Here is a 20424-nt window from a genome sequence, read left to right as displayed (position 1 = left end):
CGCCAACTGAGCGGGCTTTTTTTTGAACAAAATTAATGAGAATAACGATGCAAACACAAAAACCGACACTCGAACTGCTGGCCTGTGAAGCCGCCTACCGTGAGAACCCGACCGCGCTGTTTCATCAGGTCTGCGGCGCGCGCCCGGCGACATTGTTGCTGGAATCCGCCGATATCGACAGCAAGGATGACCTGAAAAGCCTGCTGTTGGTTGACAGCGCATTGCGCATTACCGCTTTAGGTGACACCGTCACTATCCAGGCATTGTCGGCGAATGGCGCCTCCCTGCTTCCGCTGTTGGATGCCGCCCTGCCAGCCGGTGTTGAAAATGAACAACAACCCAATGCCCGCCAGCTGCATTTTCCGGCCGTCAGCCCGCTGTTGGATGAAGATGCCCGCTTATGTTCCCTGTCGGTGTTTGACACGTTCCGTTTACTGCAGGAACTGGTTAACGTGCCGGAACAGGAACGTGAAGCCATGTTCTTCGGCGGTTTATTTTCCTACGATCTGGTCGCCGGATTCGAAGATTTACCCCAGCTTGAAGCCGGTAACCGTTGCCCTGACTACTGCTTTTATCTTGCTGAAACGCTGATGGTCATTGACCATCAGAAAAAAAGCACCCGCATTCAGGCCAGCTTATTCACCCCCTGCGAGGACGAAAAACAGCGTCTGACCAGCCGCCTGACGCAATTGAGCCAGCAGTTAACTGAACCCGCACCACCGCTGCCCGTCATTGAGGTACCGGAAATGCGCTGCGAGTGTAATCAGAGTGATGAAGAGTTCGGTGCCGTAGTGCGCGGTTTGCAAAAAGCCATTCGTGCCGGTGAGATTTTCCAGGTGGTGCCTTCCCGCCGCTTTTCGCTGCCCTGCCCGTCGCCGCTGGCGGCATATTATGTGCTGAAAAAGAGCAACCCCAGCCCGTACATGTTCTTCATGCAGGATAATGCGTTCACTCTGTTCGGCGCTTCTCCGGAAAGCTCGCTGAAATACGACGCCACCAGCCGCCAGATTGAGATCTACCCGATTGCCGGGACTCGCCCACGCGGTCGTCGCGCGGACGGCTCTCTGGACCGCGATCTCGACAGCCGTATTGAGCTGGAAATGCGCACCGATCATAAAGAACTTTCCGAGCACCTGATGCTGGTTGACCTGGCGCGTAATGACCTGGCGCGTATCTGTACACCGGGCAGCCGCTACGTGGCCGACCTGACCAAAGTCGACCGTTATTCCTTCGTGATGCACCTTGTCTCCCGCGTAGTTGGCGAGCTGCGTCACGATCTGGACGTCCTGCATGCTTATCGCGCCTGTATGAATATGGGCACGCTAAGCGGTGCGCCAAAAGTTCGCGCGATGCAGCTTATCGCCGAGGCCGAAGGTCGTCGCCGTGGCAGCTATGGCGGCGCGGTGGGTTACTTCACCGCCCATGGCGATCTGGATACCTGCATTGTGATCCGTTCCGCCCTGGTGGAAGACGGTATCGCCACCGTGCAGGCCGGTGCCGGGATTGTTCTGGATTCTGTACCGCAGTCTGAAGCCGATGAAACCCGTAATAAAGCACGTGCGGTTCTGCGTGCCATCGCCACCGCGCACCATGCACAGGAGATTTTCTAATGGCTGACATTCTGCTGCTCGATAACATCGACTCTTTTACCTATAACCTGGCAGATCAGCTACGTACCAACGGTCACAACGTGGTGATTTACCGCAACCATATCCCGGCACAGACGTTAATTGACCGTTTAGCCACCATGAAAAATCCGGTGCTGATGCTCTCTCCTGGCCCGGGCGCGCCAAGCGAAGCGGGCTGCATGCCAGAGCTACTGACCCGACTGCGAGGCAAGCTGCCGATCATCGGTATTTGCCTTGGGCATCAGGCAATTGTTGAAGCCTACGGCGGGTATGTGGGTCAGGCGGGTGAAATTCTGCACGGTAAAGCCTCCAGCATTGAACACGACGGCCAGGAGATGTTCGCCGGTCTGGCTAATCCACTGCCGGTGGCGCGCTACCATTCGCTGGTCGGCAGCAATGTACCGGCAGGGTTAACCATTAACGCCCACTTCAACGGCATGGTGATGGCGGTTCGCCACGACACTGACCGCGTGTGCGGCTTCCAGTTCCATCCGGAATCAATTCTTACGACTCAGGGCGCGCGTCTGCTGGAACAAACGCTGGCCTGGGCGCAGCAGAAGCTTGAACAAACCAATACGCTGCAACCTATTCTGGAGAAGTTGTATCAGGCCCAGACGCTGTCCCAGCAGGAGAGCCACCAGCTGTTCTCTGCAGTCGTGCGCGGTGAACTGAAGCCGGAACAGTTAGCTGCCGCGCTGGTTAGCATGAAAGTACGCGGCGAGCATCCGAATGAGATTGCCGGTGCGGCGACCGCCCTGCTGGAAAATGCCGCCCCGTTCCCGCGCCCGGACTATCTGTTCGCAGATATTGTCGGGACCGGCGGCGACGGCAGCAATAGCATCAATATTTCCACCGCCAGTGCGTTCGTCGCGGCTGCCTGTGGGATGAAAGTGGCGAAGCACGGCAACCGTAGCGTCTCCAGTAAGTCTGGTTCATCGGATCTGCTGGCGGCCTTTGGCATCAATCTGGATATGAATGCCGATAAGTCGCGCCTGGCGCTCGACGAACTGGGCGTGTGTTTCCTGTTTGCGCCGAAGTACCACACCGGTTTTCGTCACGCCATGCCGGTTCGTCAGCAGCTGAAAACTCGCACGCTGTTTAACGTGCTCGGCCCGTTGATTAACCCGGCACACCCGCCGCTGGCGCTGATTGGCGTCTACAGCCCGGAACTGGTGCTGCCTATTGCCGAAACGCTGCGCGTGCTGGGGTATCAGCGTGCAGCCGTAGTGCACAGCGGCGGAATGGATGAAGTTTCACTGCACGCGCCGACCATTGTGGCCGAACTGCATGATGGTGAAATCAAGAGTTATCAGCTGACGGCAGACGACTTTGGCCTGACGCCATACCACCAGGAACAGCTGGCAGGCGGTACGCCGGAAGAAAACCGTGACATTCTCAGTCGCCTGTTACAAGGTAAAGGTGAAGCCGCTCATGAAGCAGCCGTGGCGGCGAATGTCGCCATGTTAATGCGCCTGCACGGCGAAGAAGATTTAAAAGCCAACGCGCAAATCGTGATTAATGTACTGCGTAGCGGCGCGGCCTATGACCGGGTCACTGCACTGGCAGCAAGAGGGTAAATGATGCAAACCGTTTTAGCGAAAATTGTCGCAGACAAGGCGATTTGGGTAGAAGCCCGCAAACAGCAACAACCGCTGGCCAGCTTTCAAAATGATGTTCAGCCAAGCTCGCGTCACTTTTATGATGCGCTGCAAGGGGCGCGTACCGCGTTTATTCTGGAGTGCAAAAAAGCCTCTCCGTCAAAAGGCGTGATCCGCGATGACTTCGACCCGGCATACATTGCGGGCGTGTATAAACATTACGCCTCAGCGATTTCCGTGCTGACCGACGAGAAATATTTCCAGGGAAGCTTTGATTTTCTGCCCATCGTCAGCCGCATCGCGCCGCAGCCGATTCTGTGTAAGGACTTTATTATCGATCCTTACCAGATCTACCTGGCGCGTCACTACCAGGCTGACGCCTGTTTACTGATGCTGTCGGTACTGGATGATGAACAATATCGTCAGCTCGCCGCCGTTGCGCACAGTCTGAAAATGGGCGTGCTGACCGAGGTCAGTAACGAAGAAGAGCTGGAACGTGCCATTGCGCTTGGCGCAAAAGTCGTGGGCATTAACAACCGCGACCTGCGTGACTTGTCTATCGATCTCAATCGCACCCGCCAGCTGGCTCCGCGACTGGGCCACGGCGTGACCGTCATCAGCGAATCCGGCATTAATACCTACGGTCAGGTGCGCGAACTGAGCCACTTCGCTAATGGTTTCTTGATTGGCTCCGCGCTGATGTCACATCAGGACCTGCATGCAGCGGTGCGTCGCGTGCTGCTTGGCGAGAATAAAGTGTGCGGACTGACACGCGCGCAGGATGCCAACGCGGCGTATGAATCCGGCGCGATTTATGGCGGGTTGATTTTTGTCCCTACCTCCCCGCGCGCAGTGAGCGTTGAGCAGGCGCGGGAAGTCATGACCGGCGCACCGTTGCAGTACGTTGGCGTGTTCCGTAACACCGACATTTCCGACGTTTGCGAAAAAGTGTCAGCGCTGTCGCTCAACGCAGTGCAACTGCACGGCAGCGAAGATCAAGCTTATGTGGACGCCCTGCGCGATGTGCTGCCCGAGCAGGTGCAAATCTGGAAGGCGCTGAGCGTGGGCGAGTCACTGCCAGCCCGTCGCTATCAGTATGTTGATAAATACGTTTTCGACAACGGTCATGGCGGCAGCGGACAGCGCTTTGACTGGTCCCTGTTGGGTGGACAATCGCTGGATAACGTTTTACTGGCTGGCGGGCTCGGTGCAGATAACTGCGTCGAGGCGGCAAAAACCGGCTGTGCCGGTCTCGATTTCAATTCTGGCGTAGAGTCGCAGCCGGGCATCAAAGATGCTCACCTGCTGGCCTCGGTCTTTCAAACACTGCGCGCATATTAAGGAAAAGGACATGACAACATTACTCAACCCCTATTTTGGTGAATTTGGCGGCATGTATGTGCCACAGATTCTGATGCCTGCCCTGCGCCAGCTGGAAGAAGCCTTCGTCAGCGCGCAGAAAGATCCTGAATTTCAGGCGCAGTTCACCGACTTGCTGAAAAACTACGCCGGCCGCCCTACCGCGCTGACCAAATGCCAGAACATTACTAAAGGCACCAACACCACGCTGTATCTTAAGCGTGAAGACTTGCTGCACGGCGGCGCGCACAAGACTAACCAGGTGCTGGGTCAGGCGTTACTGGCAAAGCGCATGGGTAAAACCGAGATCATCGCCGAAACGGGGGCTGGTCAACACGGCGTCGCTTCCGCACTCGCCTGTGCGTTGCTTGGCTTGAAGTGTCGCATCTATATGGGCGCGAAAGACATCGAACGTCAGTCACCCAACGTGTTCCGTATGCGTCTGATGGGTGCCGAGGTGATCCCGGTACATAGCGGCTCCGCGACGCTGAAAGATGCGTGTAATGAAGCGCTGCGCGACTGGTCTGGCAGCTACGATACCGCGCACTATATGCTCGGTACGGCGGCAGGCCCGCACCCTTTCCCAACCATTGTGCGTGAGTTTCAGCGCATGATCGGTGAAGAAACCAAAGCACAGATCCTCGAAAAAGAAGGTCGCCTGCCGGATGCCGTTATCGCCTGTGTGGGCGGTGGGTCGAATGCTATCGGTATGTTTGCTGACTTTATCAATGAAACCAGCGTCGGGTTGATTGGCGTTGAGCCGGGCGGTCATGGGATTGAATCCGGTGAACACGGCGCACCGTTAAAGCATGGTCGCGTCGGGATTTACTTCGGCATGAAGTCGCCGATGATGCAAACCGAAGAAGGGCAAATCGAAGAGTCCTACTCGATTTCAGCCGGTCTGGATTTCCCGTCCGTCGGGCCACAGCATGCCTACCTGAACAGCATTGGCCGCGCCGACTATGTGTCGATTACCGATGACGAAGCGCTGGACGCTTTCAAAACCCTGTGCCTGCACGAAGGGATCATCCCGGCTCTTGAGTCATCTCATGCCCTGGCCCACGCGTTGAAAATGATGCGTGATAATCCGGAAAAAGAGCAACTGCTGGTGGTTAACCTTTCCGGTCGCGGCGACAAAGACATTTTCACCGTACACGATATTTTGAAAGCACGAGGGGAAATCTGATGGAACGTTATGAAAACCTGTTTGCACAGCTGAAGGACCGCAAAGAAGGTGCATTTGTCCCCTTCGTCACCCTCGGCGACCCTTCTGTTGAGCAGTCTCTGAAGATTATTGATACGCTGATCGACGCGGGTGCTGACGCGCTGGAACTCGGTATTCCGTTCTCTGACCCGCTGGCTGACGGTCCAACCATTCAGGAAGCGACCTTACGAGCCTTTGCCGCAGGCGTTACACCGTCACAATGTTTCGAAATGCTGGCGCTAATCCGCCAAAAGTATCCGACCATCCCAATTGGCCTGCTGATGTATGCCAACCTGGTGTTCAGCAAAGGCATTGACGCATTTTACGCGCAGTGCGAAAAAGTCGGTGTGGATTCAGTATTGGTTGCCGATGTACCGGTCGAGGAGTCAGCGCCATTCAGGACCGCAGCATTACGCCACAACGTTGCGCCTATTTTCATCTGCCCGCCTAACGCGGATGACGAACTGCTGCGCCAGATTGCGTCCTATGGTCGCGGTTATACCTATCTGCTGTCGCGTGCTGGTGTTACCGGCGCTGAAAATCGTGCCGCGTTACCGCTGCATCATCTGGTCGAGAAGCTAAAACAGTACGATGCACCGCCGTCTTTGCAGGGCTTTGGTATCTCTGCGCCGGATCAGGTAACGGGAGCGATTGAAGCCGGTGCTGCCGGGGCGATTTCTGGCTCGGCGATAGTCAAAATTATCGAAAAAAATGTCAACGCACCGGAACAGATGTTGGCTGAGCTAAAAGCCTTTGTCAGTGCGATGAAAGCCGCCACACATCAGTAAAATGCAGCAACCGCCAGAGCCCTCTGGCGGTTTTACCCTTCTTATGCCTGCTTCATCTGGTACATGGCGTTATCCGCATTCTGAATAGCCATATCCAGTTGGCCGTTTACCTCCGCAATCCCCCACGACACAGACAGCGGTACGGTGTGACCATCCACCACAAATACATGGTTGTTAACCTGCCCGCTAATGCGCTCGGCGATGGCGATAGCGTCACTGGCCTGAGAGCGAAACAGCAGGATCATAAACTCATCCCCACCGGTACGAATCACCAGATCGTGGCTGGTTCGGGTATTCGACAGCATTCTGTTGGCAATGATTTGCAGCGCACGATCGCCCGCCGCGTGGCCCCAGGTGTCGTTGACGGCCTTGAACTTATTACAATCCAGTAGCACGACCGAACAGTGGGATAAATCCCGGCGTTTAATAATGTCGAGGATCCTGCGGTTAAAGCAACCGGTCAGAGAATCGATATACACCTTGAGGTCACTTTCATTCAGCCACGACTTCAGCGAAAAACTAATAATAATAAAGAAGAACGGCGCCAGAAGAATCACAATCCCCGCCTGTGCATCGCGCACCATAAAACGACCTAATGATAGCGAATAGTGCAGCGCATATTTTTCTGACAATAACCTGACATGAGGGTTGTTCAGGGCTTCACATTTACCGGCTAAACAGAGGCTCTCCTGGTTAAGCAGATTCACCAACTCCACGTTGAGTCCCGGTGGGAGTTGATGTTCAAACGCGTTTGCCAGCGACTCCTGAAGTTCAGGTCTCGCATGGTCATACACCAGATATGCCACTATATGGTCAGAGACTTCTTTACCTGAAAGATCGTAAATATAGCTCACCACGCTAAACGCTTTTTCTCCGGTAATTTTATCGGTATAAAAGTTTGTTGAGCTGAGGGCTTTGTTTTTGACGTTTTTTTGCAGTAATCGGGTATAAAAATCAACTGGTGGATAGAAAAAGTTGGAAATACCCTTCGCCATGTCGGAATCATAAAAATTAAAGTTGCGCGAATCGACTGGTGTAAACCAGTAAAAATAATCTGCGTCTTTGGCGATGATGTAGCGATGTGCATCAAAGCTGCCCGGATTGAGCGCATTAACCATGCTACGAATAAATTCTGCTGCGGTGAACATACACAAGGCTTCTATACTGGGTGCTTTGGCAATGATCGTTCCCGATGCCGAATGTACCCGCTTGCGATCGGCATTGATTCCCCATTCATCACTATTCCGCGGAGTAAAGAGTGACATATCGCCACATTGCCCACCAATTTTGATGTGATGGTATCGTTCACCTATCGCATCAGCGATGAGTTCATTGTCGTTGAAGATCTCCATCATACGAGTTTGCAGACGATTAATCCCTTCACTCGATGTGGCCATGCGTTGTTCGTAAATGATAAACAGGAACAGTGAAGTAAATATCAGTGTAATGAGGCCCGAGACCAGCAATGCCTGCCGGTTTCTGAGCTTATCCTGCACAATCTTCACGAGTCCACCCTGAGAGTTAACAACATTGCCAAATCATTTACCTGAGCGCTAAGTTACAGATTTACACATAAAAATCATATATCTTTTAACAAAAATGCAAACTAATCATCACCATCAATCGGATAACCCGCCCGGCGAATTGCCTCGCGGCAGTCATTGACTCCTGCGGCATAACCGGCTTCAATTTCACAAACCGGGCTGGTGCTACAAAAAGGTAATGTGATCGGTACAGCAAGGGCTTTTTCCAGGCTTTCCACCCGACTCATGTACGCCAGCAGCGCGCGCGCAGCATACAGGGTGAAATCTGCCATGTCATCGTTGGTTGAAGATTCCAGAAGTGAAATTTTTTGTTGCAGCAGTTGGCGGGTCAATTCCATCGCTAATGCCCTCAAAGCGGGTTTTCCTAAAGAGTAGCATTTCATCGAAGAGTGAAAAGGTGGGAAAGGAAAAACAGGACACAAAACGCTGGCCACAATGCGACCAGCTTTCACTATGTGAATCACAGAGTTAGAAGCGATAACCCGCAGAGAACATAAACACCTAAGGAAGCGGTGCATTAATAACAACTTTCTCGCCATCTTCCTTCGCGAAAGCGCCTTTTTGTGCATCCGGAAGGATATCCAGAACCACCTCTGAAGGACGACACAGTCTTGTTCCCAGCGGAGTAACCACAATCGGACGGTTAATCAGGATCGGATGCTGCAGCATAAAGCCGATTAACCGATCGTCAGTAAATTGATCTTCCGCGAGTCCCAGTTCCTCATAAGGCTCAACGTTTTTACGCAGCAAAGCCCGGGCTGAAATGCCCATGGCTGCAATGAGTTTGACCAGCTCATCGCGTGACGGTGGGTTCTCGAGGTAAAGAATAACGGTCGGCTCGGTACCACTGTTGCGGATCATCCCCAGCGTATTACGCGACGTACCGCAGGCGGGGTTGTGATAAATCGTGATGTTGCTCATTTCAGTATCTCATTACAAAGTGAAAGAGAGACGTAGCGCCAGCGCGGCCAGCGTTACAAACAACACAGGAAGGGTCATGATAATCCCGGTGCGGAAGTAATAGCCCCAGGTAATCGTCATATTCTTCTGTGAAAGTACATGCAGCCAGATCAGCGTTGCAAGGCTACCAATAGGTGTGATTTTCGGCCCCAGATCGCAGCCAATCACATTGGCGTAGATCATCGCCTCTTTAATAACGCCGGTTGCGGTGCTGCCATCGATAGACAGTGCGCCAACCAGCACGGTAGGCATGTTGTTCATGATAGAAGACAGGAAAGCCGTCAGAAACCCCGTCCCTAACGTTGCGGCCCATAGGCCGTTATCCGCCAGCACATTCAGTACACCTGAAAGGTATTCCGTTAGCCCTGCGTTGCGCAAGCCATAAACCACCAGATACATCCCCAGTGAGAAGATGACGATCTGCCAGGGGGCACCATGCAACACGCTACCGGTGTTAATAGCATGGCCTCGTTTCGCCACTGCAAACAGGATTACAGCGCCAACTGCTGCAATTGCGCTAACGGGAATACCGAGCGGCTCAAGGATGAAAAAACCCACCAGCAGAAGAGTCAAAACAATCCAGCCAGTGCGAAACGTAGCCGGATCTTTAATTGCTTTTGCCGGTGTTTTAAGGAGGGTCAGATCGTAAGTCGGCGGGATATCTTTGCGAAAAAACAGATGCAACATAGCCAGCGTGGCAACAATGGCTGCGATATCAACCGGGACCATCACCGAAGCATATTCGGCGAATCCCAGACCAAAGAAGTCCGCCGATACGATATTCACCAGGTTCGACACGATAAGCGGCAGGCTGGCAGTATCGGCAATGAACCCTGCAGCCATGATGAATGCCAGTGTTGTCCCTTTGCTGAACCCTAATGCCAGCAGCATGGCAATAACGATTGGCGTCAGAATTAACGCCGCGCCATCGTTGGCAAACAGTGCCGATACCGCTGCGCCGAGCAGAACAATATACGTAAAGAGCAAACGACCGCGACCGTTTCCCCAGCGTGAAACATGCAGCGCCGCCCATTCGAAAAATCCAGATTCGTCGAGCAGCAGGCTGATGATAATCACGGTAATAAACGTTGCCGTCGCGTTCCAGACGATATGCCACACTACCGGGATATCACCTATATGTACAACGCCAGAAATCAAAGCCAGTACCGCGCCAAGCGTCGCGCTCCAGCCGATCCCTAATCCCTTCGGTTGCCAGATAACCAAAACAATTGTCAGGACAAAAATAGCGCCTGCCAGTAGCATAACCTTCCCTCACTTCATATTCGAAAAAGCATATATGTTCAGGCAAATTTTTTAGATACAAATAGACTTACCGCTACCAGAGCAGTTTGCCGATGCCAGCTTACGGGCGGTGGTCTGTACGTCGTCCTGCTGGCTTAACCAGGCTTGCTCGATCACCTGAGCGGCCCAGGAAGGAATATGCGGGGATAAACGGTAGTGAACCCACTTGCCCTGCTTGCGATCCAGCAATAAGCCACTTTCCCGAAGCATTGCCAGATGACGGGAGATCTTAGGCTGTGATTGGTCCAGTGCCGTGCAGAGATCGCACACACACAGCTCTCCCACCTCTCTGAGCAGCAACACGATGCCCAAGCGGGTTTCGTCGGAAAGGTTTTTGAAAAGTTGTAGAGAAGTTAGTTCAACCATTTTAATCCCCTGAATTCTCCCTGTAGTTTCAGGCAATAGTTGGGCATCGTCAACTACATATTCGATTTTTCAAATGTGTAGTCATGTGGCTTTAATTCTACTTTTACGGATGAGTTACTCATCAATTAGTGAACACAGTCGCTTTGCGGCGTTTTTATTCTTCTATCAGTAATTGCGCCGGATCGGCCCTGAAGGAGGCAATGGTGCAGCCTGTTGACGTTGAATTGGACGAACTAAAAACTGGTCATTTGATGACCAGTTTTGCAGAAGAGTTTTACAAGGGTTTTGCAGAAGAACTTAAAAACGATAACCCGCAGAGAACATAAACACCCACGGATCGAGGCGTACGCTGTCATGCTGCTGTGCGCCAGCCAGTTTGTAGCTTGCCGTGGTGTCGATATCCATGTACCAGACCGACATGTTGATCAACCAGTCACGGTTGATCAGGTAGTCCATCCCCACCTGTCCCGCCGCACCCCAGGAGTCTTTCAGGCTCAGGTCAGATAGTCCGGTGTCTTTGCCGTTATCGTTAAATCCTTCGTCGAAGAACGTGGTGTAGTTAACGCCGACGCCAACGTAAGGACGCAGTTTGCTACTTGAGTCACCAAAGTACCACTGCGCCATTAGCGTTGGTGGTAAGTGGTGAACGGTCGCAATATCACCGGTGGTTGACGTGCCGATTTTATGACGAAACGGCGTTGCTGCCAGTAATTCAACACCGATATTGTCAGTCGCCATATAGGTGAATGTCAGCCCCAGTTGTGTGTTATTGCTGACGTTAAAACCACCCAAACTTCCCAGGGTACCGCCCGCGCCTTCCGTCGGTCTTACGGTTGCAGAACCTGCGCGAATAAAGAACTCTCCAGCTTCATGCGCAAATGCGTTCCCGGAAAGTAGAGTTGTGAAAGCCAATGCTGCCACTGTTAATTTTTTCATCTCCGCTCCATCGTTATGGTTATAAAAGCGGAATGAATATACCTACAATGGAGTAATAAATGATCTAACACAGATCACATTAAGGCCTGTAATTTAACATTTATTGATCCAGATTAAGTTAGAACTTGTATTCAAAATCCTGGTTAACTTAATTCAGATCAATTTTGATATATTTCCACCTCGCAAGCATTTCCCCACCGATGGTAACAGGCGTATGGACGCCATGGTGTACACGGAACAACCAGCGTTCTTGCATAGCGCTGAAGTCATAGCCAAAAATTACCGGCGCTTTACAAAGATATGCTTTTCCATACACCTTGCGATGCTGCCACTGTAGAGTTATCCAGGGTACAATTGCCCGCAAATGAACACCTGCAAAACTCAAGGAGAGTGCATGTCAATCACGGCGAAGTCCGTTTACCGTGACACGGGAAACTTTTTCCGCAATCAATTCATTACCATCTTACTGGTATCGCTGTTGTGCGCGTTTATCACAGTGGTGTTAGGGCATGCTTTTTCCCCCAGCGACGCGCAGATTGCGCAACTCAGTGAAGGGGATCAGATAACCAACAGTGTGGGACTGTTCGATCTGGTACAGAACATGACACCGGAACAACAGCAAATCCTGTTACGCGCATCTGCGGCATCGACGTTTTCTGGACTCATTGGCAATGCAATCCTCGCCGGCGGCATTATTCTGATGATTCAGTTAATTTCAGCAGGCCATCGGGTCAGTGCGCTGCGGGCGATTGGCGCCAGTGCGCCGGTATTGCCTAAGCTGTTTATTCTGATTTTTCTGACTACCCTGCTGGTGCAAATCGGTATTATGCTGGTCGTTGTTCCCGGCATTCTGTTGGCCATTCTGCTGTCGCTTGCGCCAGTGATGATGGTTCAGGACAAAATGGGTGTCTTTGTCGCGATGCGCAACAGTATGCGTCTGGCGTGGTCTAATATGCGACTGGTTGCGCCCGCGGTGATCGGTTGGCTGCTGGCAAAAACGTCACTGTTGCTGTTGGCACCCACTTTTGCAGTATTAACGCCGAACGTTGGTGCGGTAGTGGCGAATACGCTGAGCAATATGATTTCTGCCGTTTTGCTAATCTATTTGTTCCGCCTGTATATGCTGATTCGCCAATAAACCCTGTATGCATCCCGGCCTCCCGGTCGATGCTTTTTTGATTACGGAATCGAAGAATGAAGCAGTTTCTTGATTTTTTACCGCTGGTTGTCTTTTTCGCTTTTTATAAGCTTTATGACATCTATGCGGCGACCTCAGCGCTCATTGTCGCGACGGCCGTGGTGCTGATTTACAGCTGGGTTCGCTATCGCAAGGTCGAGAAGATGGCGTTATTCACCTTTATTCTGGTGGCCGTATTTGGCGGCCTGACCATTTTCTTCCACAACGATGAATTCATTAAGTGGAAGGTAACGGTGATTTATGGACTCTTTGCGGGGGCCTTACTGATAAGCCAGTGGGTGATGAAAAAGCCGCTGATCCAGCGCATGTTAGGCAAAGAGCTGACGCTGCCGCAACCGGTGTGGTCGAAACTGAACCTGGCCTGGGCCGTCTTTTTCATCCTGTGCGGCCTGGCGAATATCTACATCGCGTTTTGGCTGCCGCAAAATATCTGGGTTAACTTCAAAGTGTTCGGCTTAACCGCCCTGACGTTGGTCTTCACGCTGCTGAGCGGGGTTTATATATACCGCCATCTGCCACAGGAAGATAAATCGTAATAACCGTTCGCCAGATCTGCGGATCTGGCGAATTTTTATTCCACTACGTTCTTCTCTCCCCCTAACACTGCGTTGCGCGCCGTATCCCCTCTGTTCTCAGCCCAAAAATTCTAGTAGCATCCGCCTGTAATCTTTCTCTACAGTCGGTTCTACAATGACAACAACGAATAACACCCCTCAGGGTGAGCTGGTTTTACGTACTCTGGCCATGCCTGCCGATACCAACGCTAACGGCGATATTTTTGGCGGTTGGCTGATGTCACAGATGGATATTGGTGGCGCTATTCAGGCCAAAGAAATCGCACACGGTCGTGTGGTAACGGTGCGAGTGGAAGGAATGAGTTTTTTACGCCCGGTTGCCGTGGGTGACGTGGTTTGTTGCTATGCGCGTTGTGTGAAACGTGGCACCACGTCAATCAGCATCAATATTGAAGTCTGGGTTAAGAAAGTGGCATCGGAGCCAATTGGGCAGCGCTACAAGGCCACCGAAGCATTATTTATCTACGTGGCTGTCGATAAAGACGGCAAACCCCGTCCGATCCCCGCATCAGCCTGATAAAACGCGCTAACGTCACTATCAGGCCATCACCGTGACAATTGCCGGATGGCGGCGTACCGTCTCATCCGGCTTACTTCTTACTCGATCTGCGTCGTACCGTTCAGACGGAAGACAATATTCACCACCAGCCCGGAGCCGGGTTTTCCTGCCTCGTAGCGCCATCTGCGCATGGCATTCTTCACTTCGCGTTCGAACATGTTGGCAGGCTGCGCGGAAAGTACCTCCACATTCTCAACCCGTCCATCTGACGTCACGTCAAATTTCACTTTTACGCGACCTTCAATACGCAGCGCCTGCGCACGTGCCGGGTACTGTGGCTGATTACGGCTCAGCGCACGCGGGCCAGCAGGCGCACTCACGGCCGGTTTGCTGGTCGCTGGTGCAGTACTGGTGGTCGAACGCGCAGGCGCAGTGTTTTCAACCGGTGCGGTCGGGTGCGACTCTACCGGTTTAACGTCACGCTTCGGTTGCTCCTGAACCTTCTTCACCGGTTTAGGCTTTGGTTTTGGCTTCGGCTTCGGTTTCTCAATGACAACCGGTGCCTCTTTTGGCGGCTCAGGAATCGGCTCGGGTTCCGGTTCAGGCTCCACAACGGGCTCCGGTGGCGGCTGAACGACCTCCGGTGGTTCGAGGTCAGCAGGTGCGACCATCGTGACAGAAATCGGCTGCGCGGGCGCAGGCAGTTCAATAACCTGATGTACCGAGGTATACAGTAGCCCTGCCACTACAGCACCATGAATGCCGACGGAAAGTAACGTCGACCAGGGAAAGCGACGAGGTAAATCAAGGGTCATTGAAGTCATAATCGTTTCAGTTAAAAAACCAGGCCCTGATTTTAAATGCAAATAGCAATCATATTCAATAAGCCCATGGCGCTAAGCGGCATTTAAAACGCGATTTTATGATAATAAACCATTTCAAAAATGTGGGCTTAACAAATCGGTTATCTTTCCGTTGCAGTTATAAAGCCTTTCCAATAACGTAATTAACGACTTTTACCGTTCAAGGAGCGCTACCCGTGCTGTATGTAATTTATGGTCAAGATATCGCCGATTCTCTCGAAAAACGGCTTTCGGTGCGCCCAGCGCATCTGGCACGTCTGCAATTACTTCATGACGAAGGACGTTTGTTGACCGCAGGTCCTATGCCCGCAGTAGATAGCAACGACCCGGGCGCGGCAGGATTTACCGGTTCAACCGTGATTGCCGAATTTGAATCACTGGAAGCAGCACAGGCGTGGGCAGAAGCTGACCCGTATGTAGCGGCAGGTGTTTACGCGCAGGTTTCAGTAAAACCGTATAAAAAAGTATTTTAATAAACACAACGAACAAGCAAACATTGGGCACCGCCAGCGGTGCCCTTTTTGATCAGATACCGTGGATTGCAAACAGCAACGAGTTACGTTGATGGTTGAGAATGCACTTTCTGATGGTGTGGATGCGCATGTTACGGCGCGATTGTCCTTCAAGCCAACGCGCTTTACGGCGGCTAGCCTGACGCTGCATCCGCCAGCGCCCCACTTCCGTTCTACTACGCTTCATGTTAACTACTCTTACAGTCACAGAGCGGACATTATACCGCCAGACCGAAGGCAGACCAGTAGTTTTCCCGTGTTTTTATTTGCCAGATGAATCCTGATGCGTAAACTCTTAACAATACGCTTTCAAAAGGATTTTTAAATTTATGACAACCTTCTACACCGTGGTGAGTTGGCTGGTCATTCTGGGATACTGGGTACTCATTGCTGGCGTAACATTACGCATTCTGATGAAGCGACGCGCAGTGCCCTCCGCAATGGCCTGGCTTTTGATCATCTATATTCTGCCATTGGTCGGGATCATTGCTTATCTGTCCTTTGGTGAACTCCACCTGGGTAAACGTCGTGCCGAACGCGCCAGAGCGATGTGGCCTTCAACGGCCAAGTGGTTGAACGACCTGAAAGCCTGTAAGCATATTTTTGCTCAGGAGAACAGCAGCGTCGCCTCTTCTCTCTTTAAGCTGTGCGAACGTCGTCAGGGCATAGGCGGCGTTAAGGGGAACCAGCTTCAACTGCTTACCAGCTCCGATGATGTAATGCAGGCGCTGATCCGCGACATTCAACTCGCGCGCCATAACATTGAGATGGTTTTTTATATCTGGCAGCCGGGCGGTATGGCCGATCAGGTTGCAGAATCATTAATGGCCGCAGCACGCCGCGGTATTCACTGTCGTTTAATGCTGGATTCTGCGGGCAGCGTAGCATTCTTCCGCAGCCCGTGGGCCGCGATGATGCGTAATGCAGGTATTGAAGTTGTCGAGGCGCTGAAAGTTAACTTGATGCGTGTTTTCTTACGCCGTATGGACCTGCGTCAACACCGTAAGATGATAATGATCGACAATTACATCGCCTACACCGGCAGTATGAACATGGTCGATCCACGTTTCTTTAAACAGGATTCCGGCGTCGGTCAATGGGTCGATCTGATGGCGAGAATGGAAGGCCCGGTCGCCACCGCCATGGGGATTGTCTATTCCTGCGACTGGGAAATTGAGACCGGTAAGCGGATTTTACCCCCACCGCCCGATGTCAATATTATGCCTTTTGAGCAGGCCAGCGGACACACGATTCATACTATTGCCTCCGGTCCCGGTTTCCCTGAAGATTTGATTCACCAGGCCTTACTCACCGCGGCATACTCTGCACGCGAATATTTAATCATGACCACGCCCTACTTCGTCCCCAGCGATGATCTGCTGCATGCCATCTGTACGGCGGCCCAGCGTGGTGTCGATGTGAGCATTATTCTTCCTCGTAAAAATGATTCCATGCTGGTTGGCTGGGCAAGTCGGGCCTTTTTCACCGAACTGCTGGCCGCTGGGGTTAAGATTTACCAGTTTGAAGGAGGGTTGCTACATACCAAGAGCGTGCTGGTCGATGGCGAGCTGAGTCTGGTCGGTACCGTGAATCTGGACATGCGCAGTCTGTGGCTAAATTTTGAGATCACGCTGGTGATTGACGATGCCGGATTTGGTGCCGACCTCGCGGCAGTTCAGGACGATTATATCTCCCGCTCTCGCCTGCTTGATGCGCGTTTGTGGCTAAAAAGGCCTCTCTGGCAACGGATAACCGAGCGACTGTTTTACTTCTTTAGCCCGTTGCTGTAAAACGTGCCCAAGAGACAGTAAACAGGTAGTCATTATGGATATGGATTTGAACAATCGCCTGACTGAAGACGAAACGCTTGAGCAGGCTTATGACATTTTTCTCGAACTGGCGGCCGACAATCTCGACCCTGCTGACATTCTGCTGTTCAATTTGCAGTTTGAAGAGCGCGGTGGCGCAGAGTTATTTGACCCCGCGGAAGACTGGCAGGAGCATGTTGACTTTGATCTGAACCCTGACTTTTTTGCCGAAGTGGTGATTGGTCTGGCTGACTCAGAAGATGGCGAGATTAACGATATTTTCGCACGCGTCCTGTTATGCCGCGAAAAAGATCATAAGCTCTGCCATATTCTCTGGCGCGAGTAATCCAGACAAAAAAGCTGCTCACGCAGCTTTTTTTATTTAATCGGGAAGCTTACTTCCACAGCGGTTACAAAATTGCGCGCTGTGCTCATGCTGATGCTGCTGGCACTGAGGGCATTTGCGCTGATTCTGCCGATGCTGAAACGCGCTGCTCATGTGCGTGGTGATCAATCCTGTCGGGATGGCAATCACAGAATAGCCGATCAGGATAAGCACTGATGCCACCATGCGGCCCAGCGGCGTATGCGGCACAATATCCCCATAACCGACCGTCGTTACCGTCACTATTGCCCAGTACACCGACGCATTCAGCGTATCAAATCCATACTTCGGCCCCTCAATGAGATACATCAGCGCGCCGAAAATAATCATCAAAATGGCAATAAAAGAGTAGAACAGGACCAACTGATGACGGGCGCTTTTTATTGCGTTCCAGAACACGCGCAGTGAAGGCATAAAGCGCAGCAGTTTGAGAATACGCAGTACGCGCAACACACGCATCGCGCGCCAGGCGAAAACATAGCTCAAACTGATTTCCGGCCAGAGCCACATCACATACAGCGGCAGGATGGTGGCAAGATCAATAATTCCCCAAAAGCTAAACACATATTTTGCGGGATTAGACCAGCAACATAAGCGAAGCAGATATTCGATGGTAAAGACCAGAGTAATAAACACTTCCAGCCAGACAAAAATATGCCATTCATCGTAGGTTAAATGGTATTGCGTCCCAACCCCAGACTCAATGAAGATAACTATTACGCTAAGCAATGCGAACAGCGCGCACATTCCTTCAAAACGGCGCCCCGAGCGTGTGTTTAAATCGAATAATGTTCGAAACAGAGTTCGACGAACAGAAGAGACTAAGCCAGACACATTTACCTCATCTATAATAAGGGCTGCCGTTGACAGCCCTCACGATTATAGCGGGTCTACTTTCAGGCAGGAAACCGCATGACGGAAACTTCCTTCCAGAACCGGTCGCGTTTTCGCGCATTCCGGTCCGGCAATCGGACAGCGCGTACGAAACACGCAGCCAGACGGCGGATTTATCGGTGACGGCAATTCGCCTTCCAGCAACTGAATGGTCTTGTTCCTCTCCTGGTCAGGATCGGGGATCGGTACTGCCGACATCAGCGCTTTGGTATAAGGGTGCAGCGGATTATGGTACACCTCGTCGTAGGTGCCCAGTTCCACCGCATGTCCCAGATACATCACCAGCACACGATCGGAAATATGCTTAACCACCGCCAGGTCATGGGCAATAAAGATTAACGATAATCCCATTTCACGCTGCAGTTGTTGCAACAGGTTAACTACCTGCGCCTGAATAGACACATCCAGCGCGGAAACCGGCTCATCACAAATAATCAGCTTCGGTTCGAGGATCAATGCGCGAGCAATCCCGATACGCTGACACTGCCCGCCCGAAAACTCATGCGGATAGCGGTTGATAAGGTTTGGCAGTAACCCCACTTTCATCATCATCGTCTTCACGCGGTCGCGCACTTCCTGACCAGACAGACTGGGATGATAAGTGCGCAGCGGTTCGGCAATAATTTCACCAATGGTCATACGCGGGTTTAATGAGGCCAGCGGATCCTGGAAAATCATCTGAATATCGCTGCGTACGGCCCGCCACTCATCGGGTTTCATGCCCAGCAGATCTTTACCCAGCCAGGCTACCTTACCATCGGTGGCTTTCACCAGACCGATAATTGCACGGGCAAAAGTGGATTTACCACAGCCTGACTCGCCCACCACACCTAAGGTTTCACCTTCGTACAGTCGCAGAGTCACCCCATCAACAGCCTTCAAGGTTTTTGAGGGTTGCCAGAACCACTGCTTGCCATCTTTGATATCAAAATGAACCTTAAGGTCGGCTATTTCGAGCAGCACTTTTCGTTGTTCAGTCGCTGTTGTCATACCAGTTCCTCCACCGGTTTAAAGCAGGCGCGCAGGCGGCCCGGGCTAAACTCTTCCAGCGGTGGGGCACTGCTACAGATTTCCATCGCATGCGGGCAACGAGGCTGGAACGGACATCCTTTTGGTAAACGCAGCAGGTTTGGCGGGTTGCCCGGGATAGTCAGCATCTCTTCCCCTTCAGCATCCAGACGCGGCACTGCGTTGAGCAAACCAATAGAATAGGGATGAACGGGCTTATAAAAGACATCGCGCGCGCTGCCATATTCCATGGTACGCCCGGCGTACATCACCAGAACCTTGTCACAGATCCCGGCAACCACGCCAAGGTCGTGGGTGATCATAATAATCGCGGTATTAAATTCGCTTTTGAGTTCATTCAGCAGCGTCATGATTTGCGCCTGAACCGTAACATCGAGCGCGGTTGTCGGCTCATCGGCGATTAATAACTTCGGCCTGCACAGCAGCGCCATGGCGATCATCACACGCTGGCGCATCCCGCCGGAAAACTCATGCGGATACATCTTCATACGCTTGCGCGCTTCCGGCATTTTGACCGCATCCAGCATTCTGACGGACTCTTCAAAGGCTTCCGCTTTACTCATGCCTTTATGCAGCATCAGCACTTCCATTAACTGCGCCCCGACCCGCATATACGGATTCAGAGAGGTCATGGGATCCTGGAAAATCATCGAAATTTGTTCGGCACGCAGTTTGTTCAGTTCGCGTTCCGGTAAATTTAGAATCTCACGTCCGTTGAACGTCGCGGAACCGCCGATGCGACCATTGGCCGCCAGCAGTCCCATCAGGGCAAACGCCGTTTGCGATTTCCCCGAGCCAGATTCACCGACAATACCCAGCGTTTCTCCGGCACGCAGCGAAAAGTTCAGATCGTTTACCGCAGTGACGTCTCCATCGGGGGTGGCGAACGTTACGCGAAGATCTTTCACGTCCAGCAGTGCGTTAGCCTGTTGTTGCGCGAGCGGCGCGGCTGAGGTTTCAATTACGCTCATGGCTG

At 52.3% G+C, this 20424-nt stretch carries 22 protein-coding genes, 1 pseudogene and 1 other annotated feature (1 of these 24 running past the window's edge); of the genes and pseudogenes, 12 read left to right on the top strand and 11 right to left on the bottom strand.

What is annotated here, in order from left to right:
• Window positions 1-24, top strand: a sequence feature (Trp leader region); it begins 71 nt to the left of the window's first position.
• Window positions 25-47: 23 nt separating this feature from the next.
• From trpE to trpA, 5 genes are read left to right on the top strand one after another with little or no spacing between them, the layout of a single operon-like run.
• Window positions 48-1610, top strand: coding sequence for an anthranilate synthase component I (gene trpE, locus JQ822_RS05575; RefSeq protein WP_213132601.1), 1563 nt, complete (start codon window positions 48-50; stop codon window positions 1608-1610).
• Window positions 1610-3205, top strand: a complete 1596-nt coding sequence (trpD, locus tag JQ822_RS05570; protein ID WP_213132600.1) for a bifunctional anthranilate synthase glutamate amidotransferase component TrpG/anthranilate phosphoribosyltransferase TrpD — start codon at window positions 1610-1612, stop codon at window positions 3203-3205. Before trpE ends, trpD begins: the two co-directional genes overlap by 1 nt.
• 3 nt (window positions 3206-3208) lie before the next feature.
• On the top strand, window positions 3209-4567 hold the full coding sequence (trpCF, locus tag JQ822_RS05565; protein WP_213132978.1) for a bifunctional indole-3-glycerol-phosphate synthase TrpC/phosphoribosylanthranilate isomerase TrpF: 1359 nt from the start codon (window positions 3209-3211) through the stop codon (window positions 4565-4567).
• 10 nt (window positions 4568-4577) lie between these two features.
• The gene (gene trpB / locus JQ822_RS05560; protein ID WP_213132599.1) at window positions 4578-5771 is read left to right on the top strand and encodes a tryptophan synthase subunit beta; all 1194 of its coding nucleotides are present in this window, start codon (window positions 4578-4580) and stop codon (window positions 5769-5771) included.
• The gene (trpA, locus tag JQ822_RS05555; RefSeq protein WP_213132598.1) at window positions 5771-6577 is read left to right on the top strand and encodes a tryptophan synthase subunit alpha; all 807 of its coding nucleotides are present in this window, start codon (window positions 5771-5773) and stop codon (window positions 6575-6577) included. The genes trpB and trpA overlap by 1 nt, the downstream gene beginning before the upstream one ends.
• Before the next feature lie 41 nt (window positions 6578-6618).
• Here trpA and JQ822_RS05550 read toward each other — a convergent pair whose 3' ends face one another.
• The 6 genes from JQ822_RS05550 to ompW form a co-directional block, all read right to left on the bottom strand.
• Window positions 6619-8082 carry a GGDEF domain-containing protein gene (locus tag JQ822_RS05550; protein WP_213132597.1) on the bottom strand — a complete coding sequence of 488 codons (1464 nt, stop codon included), beginning with the start codon at window positions 8080-8082 and terminating at the stop codon, window positions 6619-6621.
• A 101-nt stretch (window positions 8083-8183) separates the two neighbouring features.
• Window positions 8184-8459, bottom strand: a complete 276-nt coding sequence (locus tag JQ822_RS05545) for a hypothetical protein (protein ID WP_213132596.1) — start codon at window positions 8457-8459, stop codon at window positions 8184-8186.
• 163 nt (window positions 8460-8622) lie between these two features.
• Window positions 8623-9042: a glutaredoxin-dependent arsenate reductase gene (arsC, locus tag JQ822_RS05540; RefSeq protein WP_213132595.1), complete on the bottom strand. Its 420-nt coding sequence runs from the start codon at window positions 9040-9042 to the stop codon at window positions 8623-8625.
• 12 nt (window positions 9043-9054) lie between these two features.
• The gene (locus JQ822_RS05535) at window positions 9055-10344 is read right to left on the bottom strand and encodes an arsenic transporter (protein ID WP_213132594.1); all 1290 of its coding nucleotides are present in this window, start codon (window positions 10342-10344) and stop codon (window positions 9055-9057) included.
• A gap of 51 nt (window positions 10345-10395) precedes the next feature.
• The gene (gene arsR / locus JQ822_RS05530) at window positions 10396-10749 is read right to left on the bottom strand and encodes an As(III)-sensing metalloregulatory transcriptional repressor ArsR (protein ID WP_213132593.1); all 354 of its coding nucleotides are present in this window, start codon (window positions 10747-10749) and stop codon (window positions 10396-10398) included.
• A 297-nt stretch (window positions 10750-11046) separates the two neighbouring features.
• Window positions 11047-11685, bottom strand: a complete 639-nt coding sequence (ompW, locus tag JQ822_RS05525) for an outer membrane protein OmpW (protein WP_213132592.1) — start codon at window positions 11683-11685, stop codon at window positions 11047-11049.
• A gap of 279 nt (window positions 11686-11964) precedes the next feature.
• Here ompW and JQ822_RS24315 point away from each other — a divergent pair.
• From JQ822_RS24315 to yciA, 4 genes and pseudogenes are all read left to right on the top strand, one after another.
• Window positions 11965-12051 (top strand): annotated as a pseudogene (locus JQ822_RS24315) (YkgJ family cysteine cluster protein); the annotation flags it as partial.
• Between the two features lie 28 nt (window positions 12052-12079).
• On the top strand, window positions 12080-12823 hold the full coding sequence (locus tag JQ822_RS05520; RefSeq protein ID WP_213132591.1) for a YciC family protein: 744 nt from the start codon (window positions 12080-12082) through the stop codon (window positions 12821-12823).
• Window positions 12824-12879: 56 nt separating this feature from the next.
• Window positions 12880-13419 (top strand): septation protein A, encoded by a 540-nt coding sequence (locus JQ822_RS05515; RefSeq protein ID WP_213132590.1) that lies wholly within the window; start codon window positions 12880-12882, stop codon window positions 13417-13419.
• Window positions 13420-13573: 154 nt separating this feature from the next.
• Complete coding sequence (gene yciA / locus JQ822_RS05510; RefSeq protein ID WP_096756806.1) at window positions 13574-13975, top strand: acyl-CoA thioester hydrolase YciA; 402 nt, start codon at window positions 13574-13576, stop codon at window positions 13973-13975.
• 80 nt (window positions 13976-14055) lie between these two features.
• Here the strand turns inward: yciA and tonB are convergent, their stop codons facing one another.
• Window positions 14056-14781, bottom strand: coding sequence for a TonB system transport protein TonB (tonB, locus tag JQ822_RS05505; protein ID WP_213132589.1), 726 nt, complete (start codon window positions 14779-14781; stop codon window positions 14056-14058).
• Window positions 14782-14996: 215 nt separating this feature from the next.
• On the opposite strand from tonB, the gene JQ822_RS05500 reads away from it, so the two are divergent.
• Window positions 14997-15293 carry a YciI family protein gene (locus JQ822_RS05500; RefSeq protein ID WP_213132588.1) on the top strand — a complete coding sequence of 99 codons (297 nt, stop codon included), beginning with the start codon at window positions 14997-14999 and terminating at the stop codon, window positions 15291-15293.
• A 52-nt stretch (window positions 15294-15345) separates the two neighbouring features.
• On the opposite strand, the gene JQ822_RS05495 is transcribed toward JQ822_RS05500, so the two are convergent.
• A complete protein-coding gene (locus JQ822_RS05495; protein WP_135322069.1) occupies window positions 15346-15519 on the bottom strand; it encodes a YciY family protein in 174 nt (57 codons plus the stop codon).
• A gap of 142 nt (window positions 15520-15661) precedes the next feature.
• On the opposite strand from JQ822_RS05495, the gene cls reads away from it, so the two are divergent.
• Both cls and JQ822_RS05485 read left to right on the top strand, forming a co-directional pair.
• A complete protein-coding gene (gene cls, locus JQ822_RS05490; protein ID WP_135322070.1) occupies window positions 15662-17122 on the top strand; it encodes a cardiolipin synthase in 1461 nt (486 codons plus the stop codon).
• A gap of 34 nt (window positions 17123-17156) precedes the next feature.
• Window positions 17157-17486: an HI1450 family dsDNA-mimic protein gene (locus JQ822_RS05485; protein WP_213132587.1), complete on the top strand. Its 330-nt coding sequence runs from the start codon at window positions 17157-17159 to the stop codon at window positions 17484-17486.
• 36 nt (window positions 17487-17522) lie between these two features.
• Here JQ822_RS05485 and JQ822_RS05480 read toward each other — a convergent pair whose 3' ends face one another.
• From JQ822_RS05480 to oppD, 3 genes are read right to left on the bottom strand one after another with little or no spacing between them, the layout of a single operon-like run.
• A complete protein-coding gene (locus tag JQ822_RS05480; RefSeq protein ID WP_213132586.1) occupies window positions 17523-18359 on the bottom strand; it encodes an ion transporter in 837 nt (278 codons plus the stop codon).
• A gap of 45 nt (window positions 18360-18404) precedes the next feature.
• Entirely contained in the window at window positions 18405-19409 is a 1005-nt protein-coding gene (gene oppF, locus JQ822_RS05475; protein WP_135322073.1) for a murein tripeptide/oligopeptide ABC transporter ATP-binding protein OppF, read from the bottom strand.
• Window positions 19406-20419 (bottom strand): murein tripeptide/oligopeptide ABC transporter ATP-binding protein OppD, encoded by a 1014-nt coding sequence (gene oppD / locus JQ822_RS05470; protein ID WP_213132585.1) that lies wholly within the window; start codon window positions 20417-20419, stop codon window positions 19406-19408. The genes oppF and oppD overlap by 4 nt, the downstream gene beginning before the upstream one ends.
• Window positions 20420-20424 lie beyond the last annotated feature (5 nt).

Source organism: Citrobacter sp. FP75 (genome assembly GCF_018342065.1).
Lineage (GTDB): Bacteria > Pseudomonadota > Gammaproteobacteria > Enterobacterales > Enterobacteriaceae > Citrobacter.
Note: the sequence above shows the minus strand (reverse complement) of the source record. Positions and strands in the feature narration are given on the sequence as shown.

What these genes read in the sequence shown, in the direction of transcription:
- trpD (WP_213132600.1), top strand. Translation starts at nt 1,610, where the DNA reads ATGGCTGACATTCTGCTGCTCGATAACATCGACTCTTTTACCTATAAC.
- trpE (WP_213132601.1), top strand. Translation starts at nt 48, where the DNA reads ATGCAAACACAAAAACCGACACTCGAACTGCTGGCCTGTGAAGCCGCC.
- JQ822_RS05485 (WP_213132587.1), top strand. Translation starts at nt 17,157, where the DNA reads ATGGATATGGATTTGAACAATCGCCTGACTGAAGACGAAACGCTTGAG.
- JQ822_RS05545 (WP_213132596.1), bottom strand. Translation starts at nt 8,459, where the DNA reads ATGGAATTGACCCGCCAACTGCTGCAACAAAAAATTTCACTTCTGGAA.
- trpCF (WP_213132978.1), top strand. Translation starts at nt 3,209, where the DNA reads ATGCAAACCGTTTTAGCGAAAATTGTCGCAGACAAGGCGATTTGGGTA.
- arsC (WP_213132595.1), bottom strand. Translation starts at nt 9,042, where the DNA reads ATGAGCAACATCACGATTTATCACAACCCCGCCTGCGGTACGTCGCGT.
- cls (WP_135322070.1), top strand. Translation starts at nt 15,662, where the DNA reads ATGACAACCTTCTACACCGTGGTGAGTTGGCTGGTCATTCTGGGATAC.
- trpA (WP_213132598.1), top strand. Translation starts at nt 5,771, where the DNA reads ATGGAACGTTATGAAAACCTGTTTGCACAGCTGAAGGACCGCAAAGAA.
- JQ822_RS05515 (WP_213132590.1), top strand. Translation starts at nt 12,880, where the DNA reads ATGAAGCAGTTTCTTGATTTTTTACCGCTGGTTGTCTTTTTCGCTTTT.
- yciA (WP_096756806.1), top strand. Translation starts at nt 13,574, where the DNA reads ATGACAACAACGAATAACACCCCTCAGGGTGAGCTGGTTTTACGTACT.
- arsR (WP_213132593.1), bottom strand. Translation starts at nt 10,749, where the DNA reads ATGGTTGAACTAACTTCTCTACAACTTTTCAAAAACCTTTCCGACGAA.
- trpB (WP_213132599.1), top strand. Translation starts at nt 4,578, where the DNA reads ATGACAACATTACTCAACCCCTATTTTGGTGAATTTGGCGGCATGTAT.
- JQ822_RS05520 (WP_213132591.1), top strand. Translation starts at nt 12,080, where the DNA reads ATGTCAATCACGGCGAAGTCCGTTTACCGTGACACGGGAAACTTTTTC.
- JQ822_RS05535 (WP_213132594.1), bottom strand. Translation starts at nt 10,344, where the DNA reads ATGCTACTGGCAGGCGCTATTTTTGTCCTGACAATTGTTTTGGTTATC.
- tonB (WP_213132589.1), bottom strand. Translation starts at nt 14,781, where the DNA reads ATGACTTCAATGACCCTTGATTTACCTCGTCGCTTTCCCTGGTCGACG.
- JQ822_RS05495 (WP_135322069.1), bottom strand. Translation starts at nt 15,519, where the DNA reads ATGAAGCGTAGTAGAACGGAAGTGGGGCGCTGGCGGATGCAGCGTCAG.
- ompW (WP_213132592.1), bottom strand. Translation starts at nt 11,685, where the DNA reads ATGAAAAAATTAACAGTGGCAGCATTGGCTTTCACAACTCTACTTTCC.
- oppD (WP_213132585.1), bottom strand. Translation starts at nt 20,419, where the DNA reads ATGAGCGTAATTGAAACCTCAGCCGCGCCGCTCGCGCAACAACAGGCT.
- oppF (WP_135322073.1), bottom strand. Translation starts at nt 19,409, where the DNA reads ATGACAACAGCGACTGAACAACGAAAAGTGCTGCTCGAAATAGCCGAC.